This window comes from Streptomyces sp. Ag82_O1-12, from assembly GCF_900182715.1.
GTDB lineage: Bacteria > Actinomycetota > Actinomycetes > Streptomycetales > Streptomycetaceae > Streptomyces > Streptomyces massasporeus.
On the sequence record NZ_FXUW01000001.1, the window covers coordinates 1366279 to 1384042 of the forward strand.

Here is a 17764-nt window from a genome sequence, read left to right on the forward strand (position 1 = left end):
CCCGCGAACCAGGAGAACTCAAATGATCCTCTCCATCTCAGGCGTGGTCCTGCTCGGCATCGTCGTCTTCATCTTCTTCCGCAAGGACGGACTGAAGGCGTCACATGCCGTGGTCGCCATGCTGTTCGGCTTCTATCTGGCGAGTACGGCCATCGCTCCGAGCATCAAGGCGGGCGGCGAGAGCCTGGCGAGCCTCCTCGGCGGAATCAAGTTCTGACGACCCCGTCCCCCGTACGTATCCCGCCCGTACGCACTCACTGGAGGCAGTAGTGGCCCGGCGCCCCCTCCCCCGCATTCTGAGCAACGGCAGCGCGCAGCTCGCCCGGAGCCGGGAGCTGGCCCGGACGGCCGCCGACAGCGCCACGGACGTCCTCCACCCGCTGATCACGATCACGCGGGGCCTGCGCCGGCTGGCAGCGGCCGGGCGGCGCAGATGGGCCGAGACCCCCAAGGAGAGACGGGGGGCACTGCTGTTCCTGGTGGCCTCCGTGGTCCTGGTCGTGGCGCTGGTGCCGTACGGACCGCTGCTCGCCGCCATCACCCTGATGGCGGCGGCGGCCTGGCAGGGCCGGGACCGCTCTCCGGCGGCGTCCGACGGGCCCGACGAGTCGCAGACCCAGCGGCTGAAGTCGCTGTACGAGGCGCTCGTGCCGTACTTCTCCGCCGCCGAGGACCCCGAGCCGCTGTACTCCCACGGCGGCGCGTGGGACAAGGCCTTCCCCACCTACGCCTTCGACGGCGGGGGCCGGATCTCGCAGCTGGTGCTCCGCTACCCGGCGTACTTCACCGACAGCGAGGCCGAGGCACGCGCCCGCATCGAGCACCTCCTCGCGGCCAAGTCGGGCCGGGGCCGCGAATACCACTTCACGTGGGACGAGGAGGGCAACCAGTTGACGGTCGGCGTGCTTATGCCGCTGCCCGTCGACATCGCCGCCCAGCGTTTCGTCACCACCCCCGGCGAGACGGTCCTCGGCTTCACCGACCCCACCCGGGTCCAGCGCACCCTCCCCCTCACCCTCGGGGAGAAGCAGCGGGACGTGCCGCCGGTCGTCTGGCGCACGGGCCTGCGCTCCACCGAGCCGCACCTGCTGGCGCTCGGCCAGCCGGGCAGCGGCACCTCCACCCTGCTGCGGTCCATCGCGCTGCAGGCCCTGCTCCACGGCGACGTGGTGATCGTCGACGGCGGGGGCACCGGCGAGTACGCCTGCCTGACCGGCCGGGACGGCGTCCTGGCCGTGGAGGCCGGGCTGGCCGGGGTCACGGCCAGTCTGGAGTGGGTGGCGACCGAGACGGAGCGCCGTCTCATCGCCGCCAACCGGGCCCACCAGGCGGGCGACCCGCCGCCCGAGGACACCAAGCGCCCGCTGTGGGTCCTCCTCGACCGCCCGACGGCCTTCACCCATCTGGCCACGGCGGACGGCCGCAAGGACCCGCAGTCCCTCCTCCAGGTCCCCCTCCGGCACGGCCGCCCGGCGAACGTGACGGTGGTCGTGGCCGACCAGCTGGACAGCCTCGACGCCCTCAGCGAGCCGGTACGCCGGCACACCCGCGCCCGCGTGGTTCTGGGACCCGCCACGGCGGAGCAGCTCGAGTCGGTCCTGGGCGCGCCCCCGCACACGACGCCGATCGACGAGCTCCCGCCCGGCCGCGGCTACGCCCGGCTGGGCAGCGGCCCGGTCCACCGCCTCCAGGTCCCGGCCACCCCGAACCCCTACGACGACGCCACGCCCGACGCCCTGTGCGAGGCCGTCCTGGACCTTCTCCCGCCGCGCACGACCCCGGCGGACGGAGAGACGATCCCGGAGCAGGACCAGTCGGAGGGCGAGCCGGAGCGGGTACCGGCGGAGCGGGAACCGGAATCCCAGCCGGTGGCTCCGCAGGCGCCGGAATCAGAGCCGGAGGCGACCCCCGTCCTGACCAAGGAGCCCCTGCCGAACCCGGGACCGGTGCTGACCAAGGAGAAGTAACCACGGGCCTCAGGTCGCCGAAGGACACGCACCCCCCGGGGGCCTCAGGCCGCCAAAGGACACGCACCCCCCGGGGGCCTCAGGCCGCCGAAGGACACGTACCCCCGGCGGCCACCCCCGTCGCCTCTCAGGCCACGAACGTACGCGGCGCCTCCGCGTTCCCCACCGCACCGCTCTCCACCAGCGCCGCCGCCGCGGCCAGCCGCACCGCCGCCTCCTCGGCCACGGCCCCGCCGACGGTGAACGGCAGCCGCACATACCCCTCGAACGCCCCGTCCACCCCGAACCGCGGCCCGGACGGCACCCGGACTCCCACGCGCTCCCCCGCCTCGGCCAGCCGCGAACCGGACAGACCCCCCGTGCGCACCCAGAGCGTCAACCCGCCCTGGGGCACCTCGAACTCCCACGCGGGCAGCTCCCGCCGCACCGCGGTCACCAGCTCGTCCCGGTTCGTCCGCGCCTGCGCCCGCCGCACCTCCACGGCCTGCTCCCAGCCCCCGGTCCCGAACAGCCAGTTCACCGCCAGCTGCTCCAGGACCGGTGTGCCGAGATCGGCGTACGCCCGGGCGGCGACCAGGCTGCGGATCACGTCCGGCGCGGCCCGCACCCAGCCGATCCGCATCCCGGCCCAGAACGCCTTGCTCGCCGACCCCACCGTGACCACGGTGGATCCGGCCGGGTCGAACGCGCACACCTGCCGCGGCATCCGCACCTCCGGATCCAGCCACAGCTCGCTCATCGTCTCGTCGGCGATCAGCACCGTCCCCGCGGACCGCGCCGCGTCCACCAGCCGTCGCCGCTGGTCCTCGTCGGCGAGCGCCCCGGTCGGGTTGTGGAAGTCGGCGACGACGTACGCGATGCGGGGCGCGGCGTCCCGAAGGACCTGCCGCCAGCGGTCCATGTCCCAGCCGGTGAGCCCCTCGGCCATGGCGACGGGCACGAGCCGCGCCCCGGCCTCCCGCATCAGCTGGAGGATGTTGGCGTAGGAGGGCGACTCGACGGCGATGCGCTCGCCGCGCCCGGCGAACAGATGGCAGATGGCGTCGATCGCACCCATCGCCCCGGTCGTCACCATGATCTGCTCGGGCATGGTCGGGATCCCGCGCGCGGTGTACCGCTCGGCGATCATCGCCCGCAGCGCGGGGAGTCCGGCGGGGTAGTCGCCGTGCGTGTGCGCATACGGCGGCAGTTCCTCCAGCGCGCCCTGAACGGCCCGGGTGAGCCAGGGCTCGGGAGCGGGCAGTGCGGCGCACCCGAGGTCGATCAGCGAGCCGAGGGCCTCCGGCGGAAGCGGCTCCAGCCCCCGCGCGGGCAGCGGGTTCCCGGCCGGGACGGCGGTCCAACTGCCCGCGCCCCGACGGGACTCCAGGAATCCCTCGCCGCGCAGCGCCTCGTAGGCGGCGGCCACGGTCGTACGGCTGACGGACAGGGAGAGGGCGAGTTCGCGTTCGGCGGGCAGCCGGGCGGCCACCGGGACCCGTCCCTCGAGCACCAGCAGCCGGATGCCGTCGGCGAGCGCACGGTAGGCCGGCGGTCGGCGCGAACCGGGCCCCGCCGGGCGGTCCTGCTGAGAGCTGAGAAGCCGGGCGAGTTGCGCCGCACCCACAGCCGAGGTCCACTCCGCCATCGAAATCAGTCCACCTTCCCCGGATTGGCCATGGATGGCTTCTCCATCCAAGCCACATCGTGGCATGCATCAGTCCACTACCACCACAGGGGGGGCACATCATGTCCACGCGGGGGCATCTCGCCCGGCGACTCGTCCAGCTCTACGCCGGTCTCGCGCTGTACGGCGCCAGCTCGGCACTGCTCGTCCGGTCGGGGCTCGGACTGGAGCCGTGGAACGTGCTGCACCAAGGACTCGCGGAGAAGACCGGGCTGTCGATCGGTGTCGTGCTGACCCTGCTGGGCGCCGCCGTGCTGCTCCTGTGGATCCCGCTGCGCCAGCGGCCTGGCCTGGGCACGATCTCCAACGTGCTGGTCATCGGCATGGCGATGGACGCAACCCTGGCCCTGGTGCCCGACGCGCACGGCCCGGCGCCGCGCATCACGCTGATGGTGGCGGGGATCGTCCTGAACGGCGCGGCGACCGGTCTGTACATCGCGGCCCGCTTCGGACCGGGCCCGCGCGACGGCCTCATGACCGGACTGCACCAGCTCACGGGCGTCTCGATCCGGCTGGTCCGCACGGGCATCGAGCTCACCGTCGTGGCGACGGGCTTCGCGCTGGGCGGCACCGTCGGGATCGGCACCCTCCTGTACGCCCTGGCAATCGGCCCCCTCGCCCAGGCCTTCCTGCGCGTGTTCGCCGTCCCCCCGGCATCCGGCGGCAGCACGGCCGTTGCCACCGGTCAACCCCGAGGGGCGATACTGCGTCCGTGACCCCGCGGATACGCCACCCCTACCTCGACCATCCCGGCCCGATCGCCTTCGCCCACCGGGGCGGGGCCGCGGACGGCCTGGAGAACACCGTGCGGCAGTTCCGGTGCGCGGTCGAGGCCGGATACCGGTACATCGAGACGGACGTCCACACCACCCGGGACGGCAAGCTCGTCGCCTTCCACGACGCGACCCTGGGCCGGGTGACGGACGGCGCGGGCCGGATCGCCGACCTGCCGTGGCAGGAGGTCCGGCAGGCGCGGGTGGCGGGCGAGGAACCGCTCCCCCTGTTCGAGGAGCTCCTGGAGACCTTTCCCGACGTGCGCTGGAACGTGGACGTCAAGACGGAGGCCGCCCTCCTGCCCTTCCTGGACCTGGTCGGGCGGACGGAGTCCTGGGACCGGATCTGCCTGGGCTCGTTCTCGGAGGCGCGTGTGGTGCGCGCCCAGCGGCTGGCCGGCCCCCGCCTGGCCACGTCGTACGGCACCCGGGGCGTGCTCAACCTGCGGTTGCGCTCCTGGGGGCTGCCGGCCGCGGTGCGCCGCTCGGCGATAGCGGCCCAAGTTCCCGAGATCCAGTCCGGCATCCAGGTCGTGGACCGGCGCTTCCTGCACGCCGCCCACGCACGCGGGCTCCAGGTGCACGTGTGGACGGTCAACGATCCCGAGGGCATGCACCGGCTTCTCGACCTGGGCGTGGATGGCATCATGACCGATCACATCGACACGTTGCGCAAGGTCATGGAGGACCGCGGCGTCTGGGTCTGAGACCCCGGGCCCGTCCCCTCTGCGCGTTCACGGGGAAGCGAGGGGCGCGGGTGGGCAACGACACCGTGCGGACACCGCCGGCCGACGGGGCCGCGGAGCGCAGGAGCGAGCAGCGCGGCTGGTACTTCTACGACTGGGCCTGCTCCGTCTACTCGACGAGCGTGCTCACCGTGTTCCTGGGCCCCTATCTGACGTCGGTCGCCAAGTCGGCGGCCGACGCCGACGGGTACGTCCACCCCCTCGGCATCCCGGTGCGCGCCGGCTCCTTCTTCGCGTACTCGGTGTCCCTGTCGGTGATCGTGGCCGTGCTGGTGATGCCGCTGGTGGGCGCCGCCGCCGACCGCACCGGCCGCAAGAAGCCCCTCCTCGCGGCCGCCGCCTACACCGGAGCCACGGCCACGGCGGCCATGTTCTTCCTGGACGGCGACCGCTATCTGCTGGGCGGTGCGCTCCTGGTCGTCGCGAACGCCGCGCAGTCCGTGGCGATGATGCTCTACAACTCCTACCTGCCGCAGATCGCCCCGCCCGAGCAGCGGGACGCGGTCTCCTCCCGCGGCTGGGCGTTCGGTTACGCGGCGGGTTCGCTGGTCCTCGTCGCCAACCTGATCCTCTACACCGGGCACGAGGGCTTCGGCCTCTCCGAGAGCACGGCGGTCCGCATCTGTCTGGCATCGGCCGGTCTGTGGTGGGGCGCGTTCGCCGTCATCCCGCTGCGGCGGCTGCGCGATCGCAGGACCGCCGGGCGCGAGGCGGCCCTCCCGGGCTTCCGGCAGCTCGCGGCGACCGTCCGCGACATGCGCCGCCACCCGCTGACGCTCGCGTTCCTGCTCGCCTACCTGGTCTACAACGACGGCATCCAGACGGTGATCTCCCAGGCTTCGGTCTACGGCTCCGAGGAGCTGGGCCTGGGCCAGTCCACCCTCATCGGCGCCGTGCTGCTGGTGCAGGTGCTGGCGGTGGCGGGCGCACTGGCCATGGGCCGGCTGGCCCGGGTCTACGGGGCCAAGCGCACGATCCTCGGCTCGCTGGCCGCATGGACCGTGACACTGGCGGCCGGGTACTTCCTGCCGGCCGGGGTGCCGGTGTGGTTCTTCGTCCTGGCCGCCGGGATCGGCCTGGTCCTCGGCGGCAGCCAGGCGCTGTCCCGCTCCCTGTTCTCCCATCTGATCCCGCCGGGCAGGGAGGCCGAGTACTTCTCGGCGTACGAGATGAGCGACCGCGGCATGAGCTGGCTCGGGCCGCTGCTGTTCGGGATCACCTACCAGCTGACCGGGAGCTACCGGGACGCGATCATCTCGCTGGTGGTGTTCTTCATCCTCGGCTTCGCCCTGCTCGCGCGGGTCCCGGTGCGGCGTGCGATCGGCGAAGCGGGGAATCCGGTTCCTGACAGGATTTAGCACTCGGAGCGAAAGGGCTGTAGTGTACGCGTTTGGCCTGCCAGGCGGACCGTTACTGCGCGTCAAAGATGCCGAAACGCTGGGTTATATCTGCTATCAGATGTGACAAACCGGGCGCTGGTGGGTACAACAAGGGCGGCTACGACGGCGACGCACGACCCGGAACGGGACTCGGAACGGGAATCTTTACCGCCGACCGGACGTTGACCGGATGACGACGACAGCGACACCTGTCCTGTGGGCGACAAGCCCGGGAGGCACGATTCATGAGTGAGCGAGCTCTTCGCGGCACGCGCCTCGTGGTGACCAGCTACGAGACGGACCGCGGCATCGACCTGGCCCCGCGCCAGGCCGTGGAGTACGCATGCGAGAAGGGGCACCGCTTCGAGATGCCCTTCTCGGTCGAGGCGGAGATCCCGCCGGAGTGGGAGTGCAAGGTCTGTGGGGCCCAGGCACTCCTCGTGGACGGCGATGTCCCTGAAGAAAAGAAGGGCAAGCCCGCGCGTACGCATTGGGACATGCTGATGGAGCGGCGCACCCGTGAGGAACTCGAAGAGGTCCTCGAGGAGCGCCTGGCGGTTCTGCGCTCCGGTGCGATGAACATCGCAGTTCATCCCCGAGACAGCCGCAAGTCGGCATAGCCCCTCACAGGGCCTGGCCGAAGTAACAGCGCATCAGAAGACCGCGGGCGCCGTACGAGAAGTACGGCGCCCGCGGTCTTCCGCATGTCCACGGCCCCGGTGCGGCTCGTGCCCGGGGAGGCTCGCCGGGTGGACGAGCCCGGGAGAGCTCCCAGTGGGGCACGTGCTCCGGCCCGGGACGGCCTCATGTGCCGCGGGACGGCTCCACGTGCCCGGGACGGCTCAGTGCGTCAGCGGCGGGCGGGGCGGCTGCGGGGTGTCCCCCGGCTCGTCCCTGATGACCTCGCCCTGGACGACCTTGCCGTCGGGCTGGTGCATACGGGCCTGCTGGAAGGCGCCGCCGAGGGTGCCCGGGCCGGCTTCCCGGAGCTTGCGCTCGAAGGTGCGCTCCGCCGAGCGGCTCACGACCTTCTGCACCGGCGGCAGCAGCAGGAGCAGGCCCACCGCGTCCGAGGCCAGGCCGGGGATCATCAGGAGCAGACCGCCCAGCATCATCAGGCCGTTGCCCTCGCTGCCGGGCCGGGCCGCCTCCGGCATCATCCCGCTCTGCTGTTGCCGCATTGCCTCGGAGAGCTTGCGGAAGGCCCGCCGGCCGGCCCGCTTGATGACGACCGAGCCGGCCACCAGACCCGCCAGCAGGACGAGGAAGACCACCAGCCCACTGGTCGCCCCCGCGACCAGTGTGAGCAGCCAGATCTCCAGCACCAGCCACGCGGCGACGCCGAGCGGCAGGAACGTACGCAGCCGGGAGCGCTTGGGCCGGGCAGGGGGCAGCGGGGTCTGAGCGCCAGTCGTCATGCGTCCAGTGTGCCTGGCCCCGGCTCAGCACGGGATAAGGCCACCATCAGCTGTTTCTGTGAACGGCCGCCCCGGGAGCGGTCCGCCGCTACGGCTTCGAGGGCTTGCCGCCGCGCCCCGTGACCTTGCCGACCCGCTCCCCCACGCCCCACGCCGTGACGCGCCACAGCGCCTCGACGAGGATGTCGCGGCTCATCTTGGAGTCGCCGAGTTCACGCTCGACGAACGTGATGGGCACCTCGATCACGTGGTAGCCGGCCTTGACCGCGCGGCGGGCGAGATCGACCTGGAAGCAGTACCCCTGGGAGGCGACCTCGTCGAGGCCGAGCCCCTGAAGGGTCTCGCGGCGAAAGGCACGGTAGCCGCCGGTGATGTCACGCAGCGGCAGATCGAGCGCCAGCCGCGAGTAGAGGCTGCCGCCCCGGGAGATCACCTCGCGGGACTTCGGCCAGTTCACCACCCGGCCGCCCGGTACCCAGCGCGAGCCCAGCACCAGGTCGGCGCTCTTGAGGGCGGTGAGCAGACGCGGCAGTTCCTCGGGCTGGTGGGAGCCGTCGGCGTCCATCTCGATCAGCACGCCGTAGTCGCGCTCCAGGCCCCAGTGGAAGCCCGCGAGGTAGGCGGCTCCCAGGCCCTCCTTGCCCTTGCGGTGCAGCACGTGGACGTGGTCGTCCTCGACCGTCAGCTCGTCGGCCAGCTTGCCCGTGCCGTCCGGGCTGTTGTCGTCGGCCACGAGCACGTGCGCCTCGGGGACGGCCTTGCGTACCCGGCCGACGATGCTCTTGATGTTCTCCGCCTCGTTGTAGGTCGGGATGATCACCAAGGCCGTGCCGAGCGGGCCGAACTTCCTCACCTGGGCTTCTGCCGCGAGGGTTCCGTCGCCGTCGTTCACTACTGCCCCTTCATGTCCATACGCAGAGGTCCACCATAGTGGGCCCGGCCTGCGCTGACGTGACAGGACGTTCGAATCGTGGTGCCGAATCCGCAAGACGCGGGGACGAGCGCGTTTCCGCGTGCGCGTGTCCGGCGGATGGGGGCCCGGCGCCCTTCGGGCCGACCTGGGATCCGCCGGCTGCGGATCGACCTGAAGCCGTTGTCTACTGAGCGCGCGGGCCCCACCCGGGTCACACCTCCCCGACCGGCCGGAACGTTCCCTCGGCGCTTGCGCCGGCCTGAGCCTGGCTCCCAGTGGCGGTGCCCCGGTGCGGCACACCGTCCCTGACCCGGCGGCGCAGCGGCGAGTGCTCGGACGTTCCCCGGTCGGGCGTCCGGTGGTGGACTCCGCCGAACCTACCGGCCTCCTGCGGCCGCCTGTCAACAGCCGTTTGACCTGCGCGTTCAGCGGCAAAGACCTGGTCAGAGCCGAGGATGCGCAGGTCGCGCGCCGGGGGCGCGGCGCACGAGTTCATGCGCGCCACCCCCGTAGATCACTCGCCCGGCCGTACGAAGACCGTGCGTCCGCCCACCACGGTGCGCAGACAGACGGGCAGGTCGCGGTCCGGAGTGAGGTCGGGCAGACCGGGGGTGCCGGAGCGGGGATCCGTCGACCAGCGGGCGACGCGGTCGTCCGGGGCCTGGACGACGAGTTCGCCGGTGCGCCAGACGGCGTAGTCGGCCGGGGCACCCGGGACCAGAACGCCCGCGTCGTCCCGTCCGACGGCCCGCCAGCCGCCGCGCGTGTGCGCCGTGAAGGCGGCGCGCACGGAGACGCGGTGCTCCGGCGTGCGGTGGAAGGCGGCGGCCCGGACCGTGCCCCACGGGTCGAGCGGGGTGACCGGGCTGTCGGAGCCGAAGGCGAGCGGGACACCGGCGCGCAGCAGGGCCGCGAAGGGGTTCAGAGCCCGGGCCCGCTCCTTTCCGAGCCGCTGGGCGTACATGCCCTCCTCTCCGCCCCACAGGGCGTCGAAGGCGGGCTGCACGGAGGCGGTGAGGCCGAGTTCGGCGAAGGCGGCGACGCTCTGCGGGGTGAGCATCTCGGCGTGCTCGACGCGGTGCCGGGCGGCCCGGATCCGGCCGAGCCCGAGCTTCTCGGCGGCGGCACGCACGCCCTCCACCACGGCGTCCACGGCCGCGTCGCCGATGGCGTGGAAACCGGCCTGCAGGCCCGCCTCGGTGCACGCCACGACGTGCGCCGCGACGGCGTCGGCGTCCAGGTAGGCGATGCCGGTCTGCCCTGCGTCGGCGTACGGCTGGTGCAGACAGGCGGTGTGCGAGCCGAGGGCGCCGTCGACGAACAGGTCCCCCGCGGCGCCCACGGCGCCCAGCTCCCGCGCCTTGGCGACGTCCTGCTCGGCCCAGTAGCCGACGACGCGCGGTCCGTGTTCCGCCGCGGCGAGGCGCAGCAGGCCGGTGAAGTCGTCCTCGGAGGAGATCTCCGGCCCGGCGCACTCGTGGAGGGTGCCGATCCCCAGCGAGACGGCGTGCGCGAGTGCGGTGCGCTGCGCCTCGGCGCGCTGCCCAGGCGTCACGGCGGCGAACGCGGCGGCCCGCACGGCGTGATGGGCGTCGGCGGTGAGGGGGCCATCCGTACGGGTGACATCGGGAACCGCGTCGAGCAGGGCGGTGCTCACGACCGCCGAGTGGACGTCGATCCGGCTGAGGTAGAGGGGCCGGTGCCCGGTGGCCTCGTCGAGCTCGGCCCGCGTCGGGGGCCTGCCTCCGGGCCAGCGGGCGGCGTCCCAGCCGTGCCCGAGCAGCACCCGGTCGTCGGGCCGGGCGGCGGCGAAGTCCCGGACGAGGGCGAGGGCGGCCTCCAGCGTGGGGGCGCCGGAGAGGTCGAGCCCGGTCAGGGCCAGGCCCGTGGCAGTGGTGTGCACATGCGCATCGGTGAACGCCGGGGTGACCAGCGCCCCGTCCAGGTCGACCACCTCGTCGACCCCGTCCGCGAAGGCGTCGGCGGCCCCTTCGGACCCCACCCAGGCGATCTGTCCCCGCTCCACGACCATCGCGGTGGCGAAGGGGTCGGCGGGGCTGTGGACCTCTCCGCGGCGGAGCAGGACGGTCTTGGGCGGGGCGGTGGACTCACTCATGGAGCACAGTCTCACAGGGGCGGGGGCGACGCCCGCATCAGGGGCACGGTGAGCTGCGCGAACATCCCCGCACGACCCGCGCCGGAAACCGGCGTTCAGATCCGCGGCGGCCGCGCCTCGTACGGCGTGGACAGCACCACCGTCGTCCGCGTGGACACCCCGGCCAGCGACCTCACCCGGGCCAGCAGCTCCTCCAGCTCGTGCGGCGTGGACACCCGCACCTTGAGGATGTAGTTCTCGTCGCCCGCGACGCTGTGGCAGGCCTCGATCTCGGGCACGCCGGCCAGCCGGTCGGCGATGTCGTCGGGCGCGCTGGGGTCGAACGGCTTCACCGAGATGAACGCGGTCATGGGCAGCCCCACCGCCTCGGGGTCGACGACCGCCGCATAGCCGCGGATCACACCGCGCTGCTCCAGCCGCCGCACCCGCTGGTGCACGGCCGAGGTGGACAACCCCGTGGCCTTGCCCAGGTCGGTGTAGCTCATCCGCCCGTCCTTGACGAGCAGCTGCACGATCTGTCGGTCCAGCTCCTCCATGGCGCAAGAACCTACAGTGCGGTTGATCTCCTCGGATACCTGAGGAGCCCAGGAGGGCATCCGCACAGGGCATGTGACGAACGCCACACGCTTCGAACAGTCTCCGTGATGTTCTCGTGATTACCGCCCAGGGGGGACGGGAAGTGCTTGCTGTGGCCGAGGCCGCAGTGCCTGTAACGGCCCAGTCCGAGGGGGAGAACCCAATGCAGAGTCTTAAGCGCCCTGGTCGCACCGCACCCAAGCGGCAGCAGCTCGTCGTCGAGCCCGAGCCGGAGGGTGTCGAACCCGACGCCTTCGACGACGAACTCGACGCCTACGACACGTTCGAGATGTTCCGGGTCGTCTGCCCGGACTGCGCGCAGCCCATCGCCCTGCTGGCGGACGAGGAGGTTCTGCCGGAGCACGCGATGTGCGCCTCGCCGTGGAACCCCTTCGGACTCACCGTCTGCGCCGGAACCGGCCGCAGGGCCACGGACGCCCGCCCCGCGGACGAGTCCGCGGAACCCCAGGAGCAGGACACCGCACTGCTGTTGACGCTCCCTCAGGGGCTCGACTGGCGGACCCAGCCCTTCTCGCACGTCGGCGGCCCGGGCTCCCGCCCCATCAGGGTCCCTGTCATGCGCCGCCAGGCGGCCTGAGCACGGGCTCTCCTCGCCCGCCCGCTCCACTCCCGTAGCTGCCCCGCACCACGACCGCAGACGGCCGTGGTGCGGTTCAGTGTGCCCGGAGCCGTGCGCGGCACTGAACGAACGCCCGATTCCACCTTCCGGTGACCTGTCCGGGCTCTGCCGCGTTGCCCTGGTATGACCCCCATCTCCTCAGCGACCGGGCGTCAACGCCTCCTGTACGTCCCGCCGCCCGCAGAATCGGTTCGGCCGGCTCCGCCCCGCTATCAGGACCCGCCGATCTACCGCGACTTGATGCGGACCTGGGCCGAGGGCGGCCGCACCCTCCCGGGCCGGCACGACCCGGAGTGGATGCGGCTCGCGGCCCCTTGGCGGGGCCTCGACCAGTTCAGCGTTCCTCTGGACCCACGAGATGGCGGGCGATGACCATTCGCTGGATCTGGTTGGTGCCCTCCACGATCTGCAGCACCTTGGCCTCGCGCATGTAGCGCTCGGCCGGGAAGTCGGCGGTGTAGCCGTAGCCGCCGAGGATCTGCACGGCGTCGGTGGTGACCCGCATCGCCGTGTCGGTGCAGTGCAGCTTGGCCATGGCGGCCTGCTTCGCGAACGGCCGGCCCGCGTCCTTCAGCCGTGCCGCGGCGAGGTAGAGGGCGCGGCCCGCCTCGATCTGCGTCGCCATGTCGGCGAGCATGAACCGCAGACCCTGGAAGTCGGCGATCGGCTTGCCGAACTGGCGCCTCTCGGCCGCGTAGGTCACCGCCTCGTCGAGCGCGGCCTGTGCGACGCCGATCGCGCACGCCGAGATGCCGAGCCGCCCCGAGTCGAGCGAGGACAGGGCGATCGCGAAGCCCTGCCCCTCCTCGCCGACGCGCCGGGCGTCCGGGACGCGGACGCCGTCGAAGTGGACCTGGGCGGTGGGCGAGCCCTTCATGCCCATCTTCTTCTCCGGCACGGCCGCACTCAGCCCCTCCGCGTCGCCGGGCACCAGGAACGCGCTGATCCCGCGCGGGCCCTCGTCGCCGGTGCGGGCCATCACCGTGTAGAAGTCGGCGATCCCGCCGTGCGTGATCCAGGCCTTGGTGCCGGTGATCACCCAGTCGTCGCCGTCCCGCACGGCCCGGGTGCGCAGGGCCGCCGCGTCCGATCCGGAGTGCGGCTCGGAGAGGCAGTACGCGCCGAGCATGCCGCCGCCGAGCATCGCGGGCAGGTGCTCGACCTGCTGTTCCTTGGTGCCGTAGGCGGCGAGCGCGTACGAGGCCAGCGAGTGGACGCTGACGCCCAGACCGACGGTGAGGCGAGCCGCGGCGAGCTCCTCCAGAACCTGGAGGTAGACCTCGTAGGGCTGGTCGCCACCCCCGTACTCGGAGTCGTACGGCAGGCCGAGCAGCCCCGACTGGGAGAGCAGGGTGAACAGCTCGCGCGGGAAGCGGCCGGCGTCCTCCTCCTCGGCCGCGCTCGGGACGATCTCCTGCGCCGCGATGTCGCGGACGAGTGTGATCAGGTCCCGGGCCTCCTCCGTGGGCAGTTGTCGGTCCACCGGCTGCGGGGCGCGGTCGGGCATGGCGACGCTCTCCTCCCTGTCGGGCACTGGCGGACGGGCCCATGGGTGGGGGCGGCGCCGCCGGGTCGTTCTGGTGCGTTGCCGATGCTTGCAGTCCCGGGTCTCGGAAGCTGCTGACCAGCGGCTGTGCGCTGTGAGTATGCCCGATCGGAGGCATCCCGTCACCAGTTAACGACCGCTTACTTCAAGAAATGGCCGAGCGCGTACGGAGCGGCGAAATTGGTCCGAACCATTGACCCAACTGGTCTAGTCCTCCTACTGTTTCGCTCCACCGATTCACCGCGTTCATGCCAATGAGCGCGCGTTCCCCTCTCCCCACGAGGAGACACCGGATGCACACCCCCCACCGTTCCCGCTTCCGGACCATCGTGTCCGCGGCCTGCTGCGCCGTCCTCGGCGCCGGTCTGCTGGCCGGCGCGGGCACCTCCGCCACCGCGGCGACCTCGGCTCAGGAGGCCGCCGCAGGTTCGAAGGCCGCCCCCGGCGCGAGGGCCGCCGGCTCCAAGGTCATCGGCTACTTCACCGAATGGGGCACCTACGACCGCAAGTACTACGTCAAGAACATCGAGACGTCCGGATCGGGCGGCAAGCTCACCCACATCAACTACGCCTTCGGCAACGTCACCGGCGGCAAATGCGCCATGGGCGACGGCTACGCCGCCACCGACCGGGCCTACACCGCCACCGAATCCGTCGACGGCAAGGCCGACACCTGGGACCAGCCGCTGCGCGGCAACTTCAACCAGCTGCGCAAGCTGAAGCAGAAGCACCCGAACCTCAAGGTCCTGTGGTCCTTCGGCGGCTGGACCTGGTCGGGAGGCTTCGGTGAGGCCGCGAAGAACCCGGCCGCCTTCGCCCAGTCCTGCTACGACCTGGTCGAGAACTCCAAGTGGGCCGATGTCTTCGACGGCATCGACATCGACTGGGAGTACCCCAACACCTGCGGCGCCACCTGCGACACCAGCGGAAAGGCGGCCTTCCGGAACCTGATGCAGGCGCTGCGGGCGAAGTTCGGCTCGAAGAACCTCGTCACCGCGGCGATCACCGCCGACGCCACCCCGGGCGGCAAGATCGACGCGGCGGACTACGCGGGCGCCGCCCAGTACGTCGACTGGTACAACCCGATGACGTACGACTTCTTCGGCGCCTGGGACGCCGCCGGTCCGACGGCCCCGCACTCGCCGCTGACCTCGTACGCCGGCATCCCGAAGGCGGACAACCACAGCTCGGCGACCATCGCCAAGCTCAAGGGCCTCGGCATCCCCGCCTCGAAGCTGCTGCTCGGCATCGGCTTCTACGGCCGCGGCTGGACCGGCGTCAGCCAGGCGGCCCCCGGGGGCACCGCGACCGGCCCGGCGACGGGCACGTACGAGCAGGGCATCGACGACTACAAGGTGCTCAAGACCAAGTGCCCGGCGACGGGGACGGTGGCCGGCACGGCGTACGCCAAGTGCGGCGGCAACTGGTGGAGTTACGACACCCCGGCGACCATCGGCACCAAGATGAACTACAAGAACCAGCAGGGCCTGGGCGGCACGTTCTTCTGGGAGCTGAGCGGCGACACCGCGAACGGTGAGTTGATCAAGGCGATCAGGTAGCGCCCGGCAACCGGGGGCGGAGGTCCGCTGCGGACCCTCCGCCCCTCTCTCACGCCCCCCGGCGCGCGTGCTGCGGGGCCGGGTAGGCCGGGTCGAGCTCCTCGATCGCGCGCAGGGCACCGCCGAGGGTCTTCACCAGCAGCTCGCACATGGTGGCGCGGGGCAGTTCGGGCCGGTCGATCCATTCCAGCGTGGCGCCCTCGACACTGCACATCCAGGCCAGCAGGGCCATTCGCGCCAGCGGGGTGATGTCGACCCGCTCGTAGGCGCCTTCGGCGATGGTGGTCACCACGGCCTCGCGCACCCCGTCGCGGATGGCGTGCACCTCGGTGTCAAAACCGACGCCGCCGCTCACGATCGTGCGGTACGCGGCCTGGTTGTGCTCGGCGTAGCGCAGATAGCTGTCGACGGTGCGCTGGACCCGGTCCACCGGGGGCAGTTCGAGACCGCTCGCCGCCAGGGTGACCAGCTCGGTGACCGAGTCCTGGATGATGGCCAGGTAGTAACCGCGCTTGGACTGGAAGTAGTAGTAGATCAGCCCCTTGGCGACGTGCGCCTGCCGGGCGATGTCGTCCATCGACAGGGCGTCGTAGGAGGTGTCGGCGAACAACCTCCGCCCGATCGCGATGAGTTCGGCACGGCGCGCCATCGAACGCTCGGTGCCGCGGGCCCGGGGACGGGCGGCAGGCTGGGGGCTGATATTCAATTTCGACCCTGGTCTCAACGGGCGGGGCGGGACCTCCGCAGTATGGCAGGCCTCACCCCCGCGCCGTGGGTCAGGTCACAGCAGCCCGAGCTGCGTCACGAGCATCGCGACGACCACGACGAGGGCCCACCCCATGACGTGCTCGACGATCTTCGGTCCGTCGTCCTGAGGTCCGCCGGTGCGGACGCGGGTGGCGGTGGCTGAGTGCACGGTCATGGCTTCTCGCTGGGTCGGTGGTGCGGACGGACTCCCCCCGGGTTCCGTCCACCTTGCCACCGGGCGCGGCTTTTGCGGCCGAGAGCTTGCTCACACGCGGACGCCCACGGCCGCCAGGGCCTTGCGCTGGGCCGCGCTCGGGTGTGCCGGGAAGTACAGGTAGCAGATGCCACCGGTGCCCGAGGCGACCTTGCCGGAGGCGTTGTACCGCTTGGTCCTGAGCCAGATGTTCTCGAACTCGCGCCGCCGGTAGACGCGCCGCACGGCCTCGTTGCTCGCCGAGAAGGGATCGTTGGCGATCACGTCGCCGTCGGCCGTGAAACCGACGACGGTCATCAGATGCCCGGCGGTGCCGTACCCGGCGCCGGTCAGTTCCTCCTTGAGGAACGACTGGGACGTGATGGCCGGGATGCCCGCGGCGATCAGTGTCTCCAGTTCGGTGAGCGAGCCGAGCCGGGTGACGACGCCCTGGAGGTCCTTGAACGTGGCGGCGTAGGCGGCGTTGAAGGGCCAGTTGCCGCAGCCCGCGTACTGGTAGTCGTAGGTGAAGCGGGCCGCGTGGCACACCTGCGGGTCGGCGTACGCGGGGTCGACCCAGTCCAGCTGCCCGTCGGTGAGCCGGCCGCCCCAGTACTCGACGATCATCTGGGAGGACGTCGGGCTGCACCAGGCCTCGCCGCCGTTGTCGTACTCGGGGTACTGGCCCTTGTGGATCTCCTGCGAGTAGCGCGGGACGGCCAGTTCCTTCGCGAGCCCGGGCGCGGACGCCGGGACGGTGAACCGGTCGGGCACGTCGGAGCCCATGGCGCCGAGCCGCCACACGGTGGGCGTGGCCTTGGTGCCGGGCTTGCGGTAGAGGGTCAGGCGCAGCCGGTACGAGGCCAGGCGCAGGCCGGTCGACGCGTCGTCGATGGCCAGGGTGTCCGTCCAGACGGTGCTCTTGCCGTCGCTCTGGTCGTCGACCGAGGTGCGCCGGATGTCCTGGTCGCCGGAGGCCCAGCGGGCCATCACGTACCAGGGGGTGCTGGCGCCGTCGGTGTAGGTGCCCTTGATCTCGGCCTGGATCCAGGTGCCGGCCGGGGTGCGCGCGTTCCAGGAGACGATCGCCTCGGTCGCGGGGACGGCGAGCCGGTGGACGGGGGAGGTCCAGGTGCCGTACTCCCAGGTGGCGGTCCTGCCCGTGTGCGGATCCGGGTACGCGGCGGTTCCGGCGGGCTTCGCGATCGCCAGGCCCGGGCGGGCGCCCGCGACGGCCCTGGTGCCCTTGGCGGTGCCGCCGGACCAGTCGGTGTGCGAGACCCAGGCCCGGTTGTCGACGGTGCGGGCCGGGACCGCCCGGGCAGGATCTGCGGGGTCGGTCGTCATGGGGGCCTCGGGATCGGCGGCAGCCGGACCCGCACCGGCGGTGACGGCGGCGGCGACCGCGGCGGCCAGGACGGTTCTGCGGGAAAGCTGTTCGGCTCTGCGCATGGCGGGGACCCCCGGGTGTCGGAGTCGGGCAGGTGCGGGGCAGGTCCGTGCACGGTCGGTCGTATCCGTGCGT

The 17764-nt window shown here is 72.0% G+C and carries 18 protein-coding genes; 9 read left to right on the plus strand and 9 right to left on the minus strand.

The window, feature by feature from the left end:
• Window positions 1-22: 22 nt before the first annotated feature.
• Complete coding sequence (locus QOL88_RS06275) at window positions 23-217, plus strand: hypothetical protein (RefSeq protein WP_030843336.1); 195 nt, start codon at window positions 23-25, stop codon at window positions 215-217.
• Between the two features lie 52 nt (window positions 218-269).
• Complete coding sequence (locus tag QOL88_RS06280; RefSeq protein ID WP_257027566.1) at window positions 270-1967, plus strand: hypothetical protein; 1698 nt, start codon at window positions 270-272, stop codon at window positions 1965-1967.
• Between the two features lie 127 nt (window positions 1968-2094).
• On the opposite strand, the gene QOL88_RS06285 is transcribed toward QOL88_RS06280, so the two are convergent.
• Window positions 2095-3594 carry an SCO1417 family PLP biosynthesis transcription factor gene (locus QOL88_RS06285; protein ID WP_097215479.1) on the minus strand — a complete coding sequence of 500 codons (1500 nt, stop codon included), beginning with the start codon at window positions 3592-3594 and terminating at the stop codon, window positions 2095-2097.
• A gap of 101 nt (window positions 3595-3695) precedes the next feature.
• Here QOL88_RS06285 and yczE point away from each other — a divergent pair, with 101 nt between their 5' ends.
• The 4 genes from yczE to QOL88_RS06305 all read left to right on the plus strand — a co-directional run bounded on the left by yczE (window position 3696) and on the right by QOL88_RS06305 (window position 7151).
• The gene (gene yczE / locus QOL88_RS06290) at window positions 3696-4349 is read left to right on the plus strand and encodes a membrane protein YczE (RefSeq protein WP_097215480.1); all 654 of its coding nucleotides are present in this window, start codon (window positions 3696-3698) and stop codon (window positions 4347-4349) included.
• Window positions 4346-5113 carry a glycerophosphodiester phosphodiesterase family protein gene (locus tag QOL88_RS06295; RefSeq protein ID WP_097215481.1) on the plus strand — a complete coding sequence of 256 codons (768 nt, stop codon included), beginning with the start codon at window positions 4346-4348 and terminating at the stop codon, window positions 5111-5113. Before yczE ends, QOL88_RS06295 begins: the two co-directional genes overlap by 4 nt.
• Window positions 5114-5163: 50 nt before the next feature.
• Window positions 5164-6510: an MFS transporter gene (locus tag QOL88_RS06300; RefSeq protein WP_101927774.1), complete on the plus strand. Its 1347-nt coding sequence runs from the start codon at window positions 5164-5166 to the stop codon at window positions 6508-6510.
• Between the two features lie 266 nt (window positions 6511-6776).
• Window positions 6777-7151, plus strand: a complete 375-nt coding sequence (locus QOL88_RS06305; RefSeq protein WP_030247095.1) for an RNA polymerase-binding protein RbpA — start codon at window positions 6777-6779, stop codon at window positions 7149-7151.
• A 222-nt stretch (window positions 7152-7373) separates the two neighbouring features.
• Here QOL88_RS06305 and fxsA read toward each other — a convergent pair whose 3' ends face one another.
• From fxsA to QOL88_RS06325, 4 genes are all read right to left on the minus strand, one after another.
• On the minus strand, window positions 7374-7949 hold the full coding sequence (gene fxsA / locus QOL88_RS06310) for an FxsA family membrane protein (RefSeq protein ID WP_097215482.1): 576 nt from the start codon (window positions 7947-7949) through the stop codon (window positions 7374-7376).
• A gap of 88 nt (window positions 7950-8037) precedes the next feature.
• Window positions 8038-8841, minus strand: a complete 804-nt coding sequence (locus QOL88_RS06315) for a polyprenol monophosphomannose synthase (protein ID WP_097215483.1) — start codon at window positions 8839-8841, stop codon at window positions 8038-8040.
• Window positions 8842-9376: 535 nt separating this feature from the next.
• On the minus strand, window positions 9377-10978 hold the full coding sequence (locus QOL88_RS06320; RefSeq protein ID WP_097215485.1) for an amidohydrolase: 1602 nt from the start codon (window positions 10976-10978) through the stop codon (window positions 9377-9379).
• Between the two features lie 95 nt (window positions 10979-11073).
• The gene (locus QOL88_RS06325; RefSeq protein ID WP_030867874.1) at window positions 11074-11514 is read right to left on the minus strand and encodes an Lrp/AsnC family transcriptional regulator; all 441 of its coding nucleotides are present in this window, start codon (window positions 11512-11514) and stop codon (window positions 11074-11076) included.
• 203 nt (window positions 11515-11717) lie between these two features.
• Here QOL88_RS06325 and QOL88_RS06330 point away from each other — a divergent pair, with 203 nt between their 5' ends.
• The gene (locus QOL88_RS06330) at window positions 11718-12152 is read left to right on the plus strand and encodes a hypothetical protein (protein ID WP_097215486.1); all 435 of its coding nucleotides are present in this window, start codon (window positions 11718-11720) and stop codon (window positions 12150-12152) included.
• A gap of 165 nt (window positions 12153-12317) precedes the next feature.
• Window positions 12318-12566 (plus strand): hypothetical protein, encoded by a 249-nt coding sequence (locus QOL88_RS38805; RefSeq protein ID WP_078615159.1) that lies wholly within the window; start codon window positions 12318-12320, stop codon window positions 12564-12566.
• Here QOL88_RS38805 and QOL88_RS06335 read toward each other — a convergent pair.
• Window positions 12529-13701, minus strand: a complete 1173-nt coding sequence (locus tag QOL88_RS06335; RefSeq protein WP_097215487.1) for an acyl-CoA dehydrogenase family protein — start codon at window positions 13699-13701, stop codon at window positions 12529-12531. The two genes, QOL88_RS38805 and QOL88_RS06335, sit on opposite strands and share 38 nt — an antisense overlap.
• A 332-nt stretch (window positions 13702-14033) precedes the next feature.
• Between QOL88_RS06335 and QOL88_RS06340 the strand changes: the two genes are divergently transcribed.
• A complete protein-coding gene (locus tag QOL88_RS06340; protein ID WP_097215488.1) occupies window positions 14034-15299 on the plus strand; it encodes a glycoside hydrolase family 18 protein in 1266 nt (421 codons plus the stop codon).
• A gap of 49 nt (window positions 15300-15348) precedes the next feature.
• On the opposite strand, the gene QOL88_RS06345 is transcribed toward QOL88_RS06340, so the two are convergent.
• From QOL88_RS06345 to QOL88_RS06355, 3 genes are all read right to left on the minus strand, one after another.
• Window positions 15349-16005 (minus strand): TetR/AcrR family transcriptional regulator, encoded by a 657-nt coding sequence (locus QOL88_RS06345; RefSeq protein ID WP_097215489.1) that lies wholly within the window; start codon window positions 16003-16005, stop codon window positions 15349-15351.
• A gap of 75 nt (window positions 16006-16080) precedes the next feature.
• Window positions 16081-16221, minus strand: coding sequence for an SCO1431 family membrane protein (locus QOL88_RS06350; RefSeq protein WP_107426733.1), 141 nt, complete (start codon window positions 16219-16221; stop codon window positions 16081-16083).
• A 90-nt stretch (window positions 16222-16311) separates the two neighbouring features.
• A complete protein-coding gene (locus tag QOL88_RS06355) occupies window positions 16312-17691 on the minus strand; it encodes a C39 family peptidase (RefSeq protein ID WP_097215490.1) in 1380 nt (459 codons plus the stop codon).
• Window positions 17692-17764 lie beyond the last annotated feature (73 nt).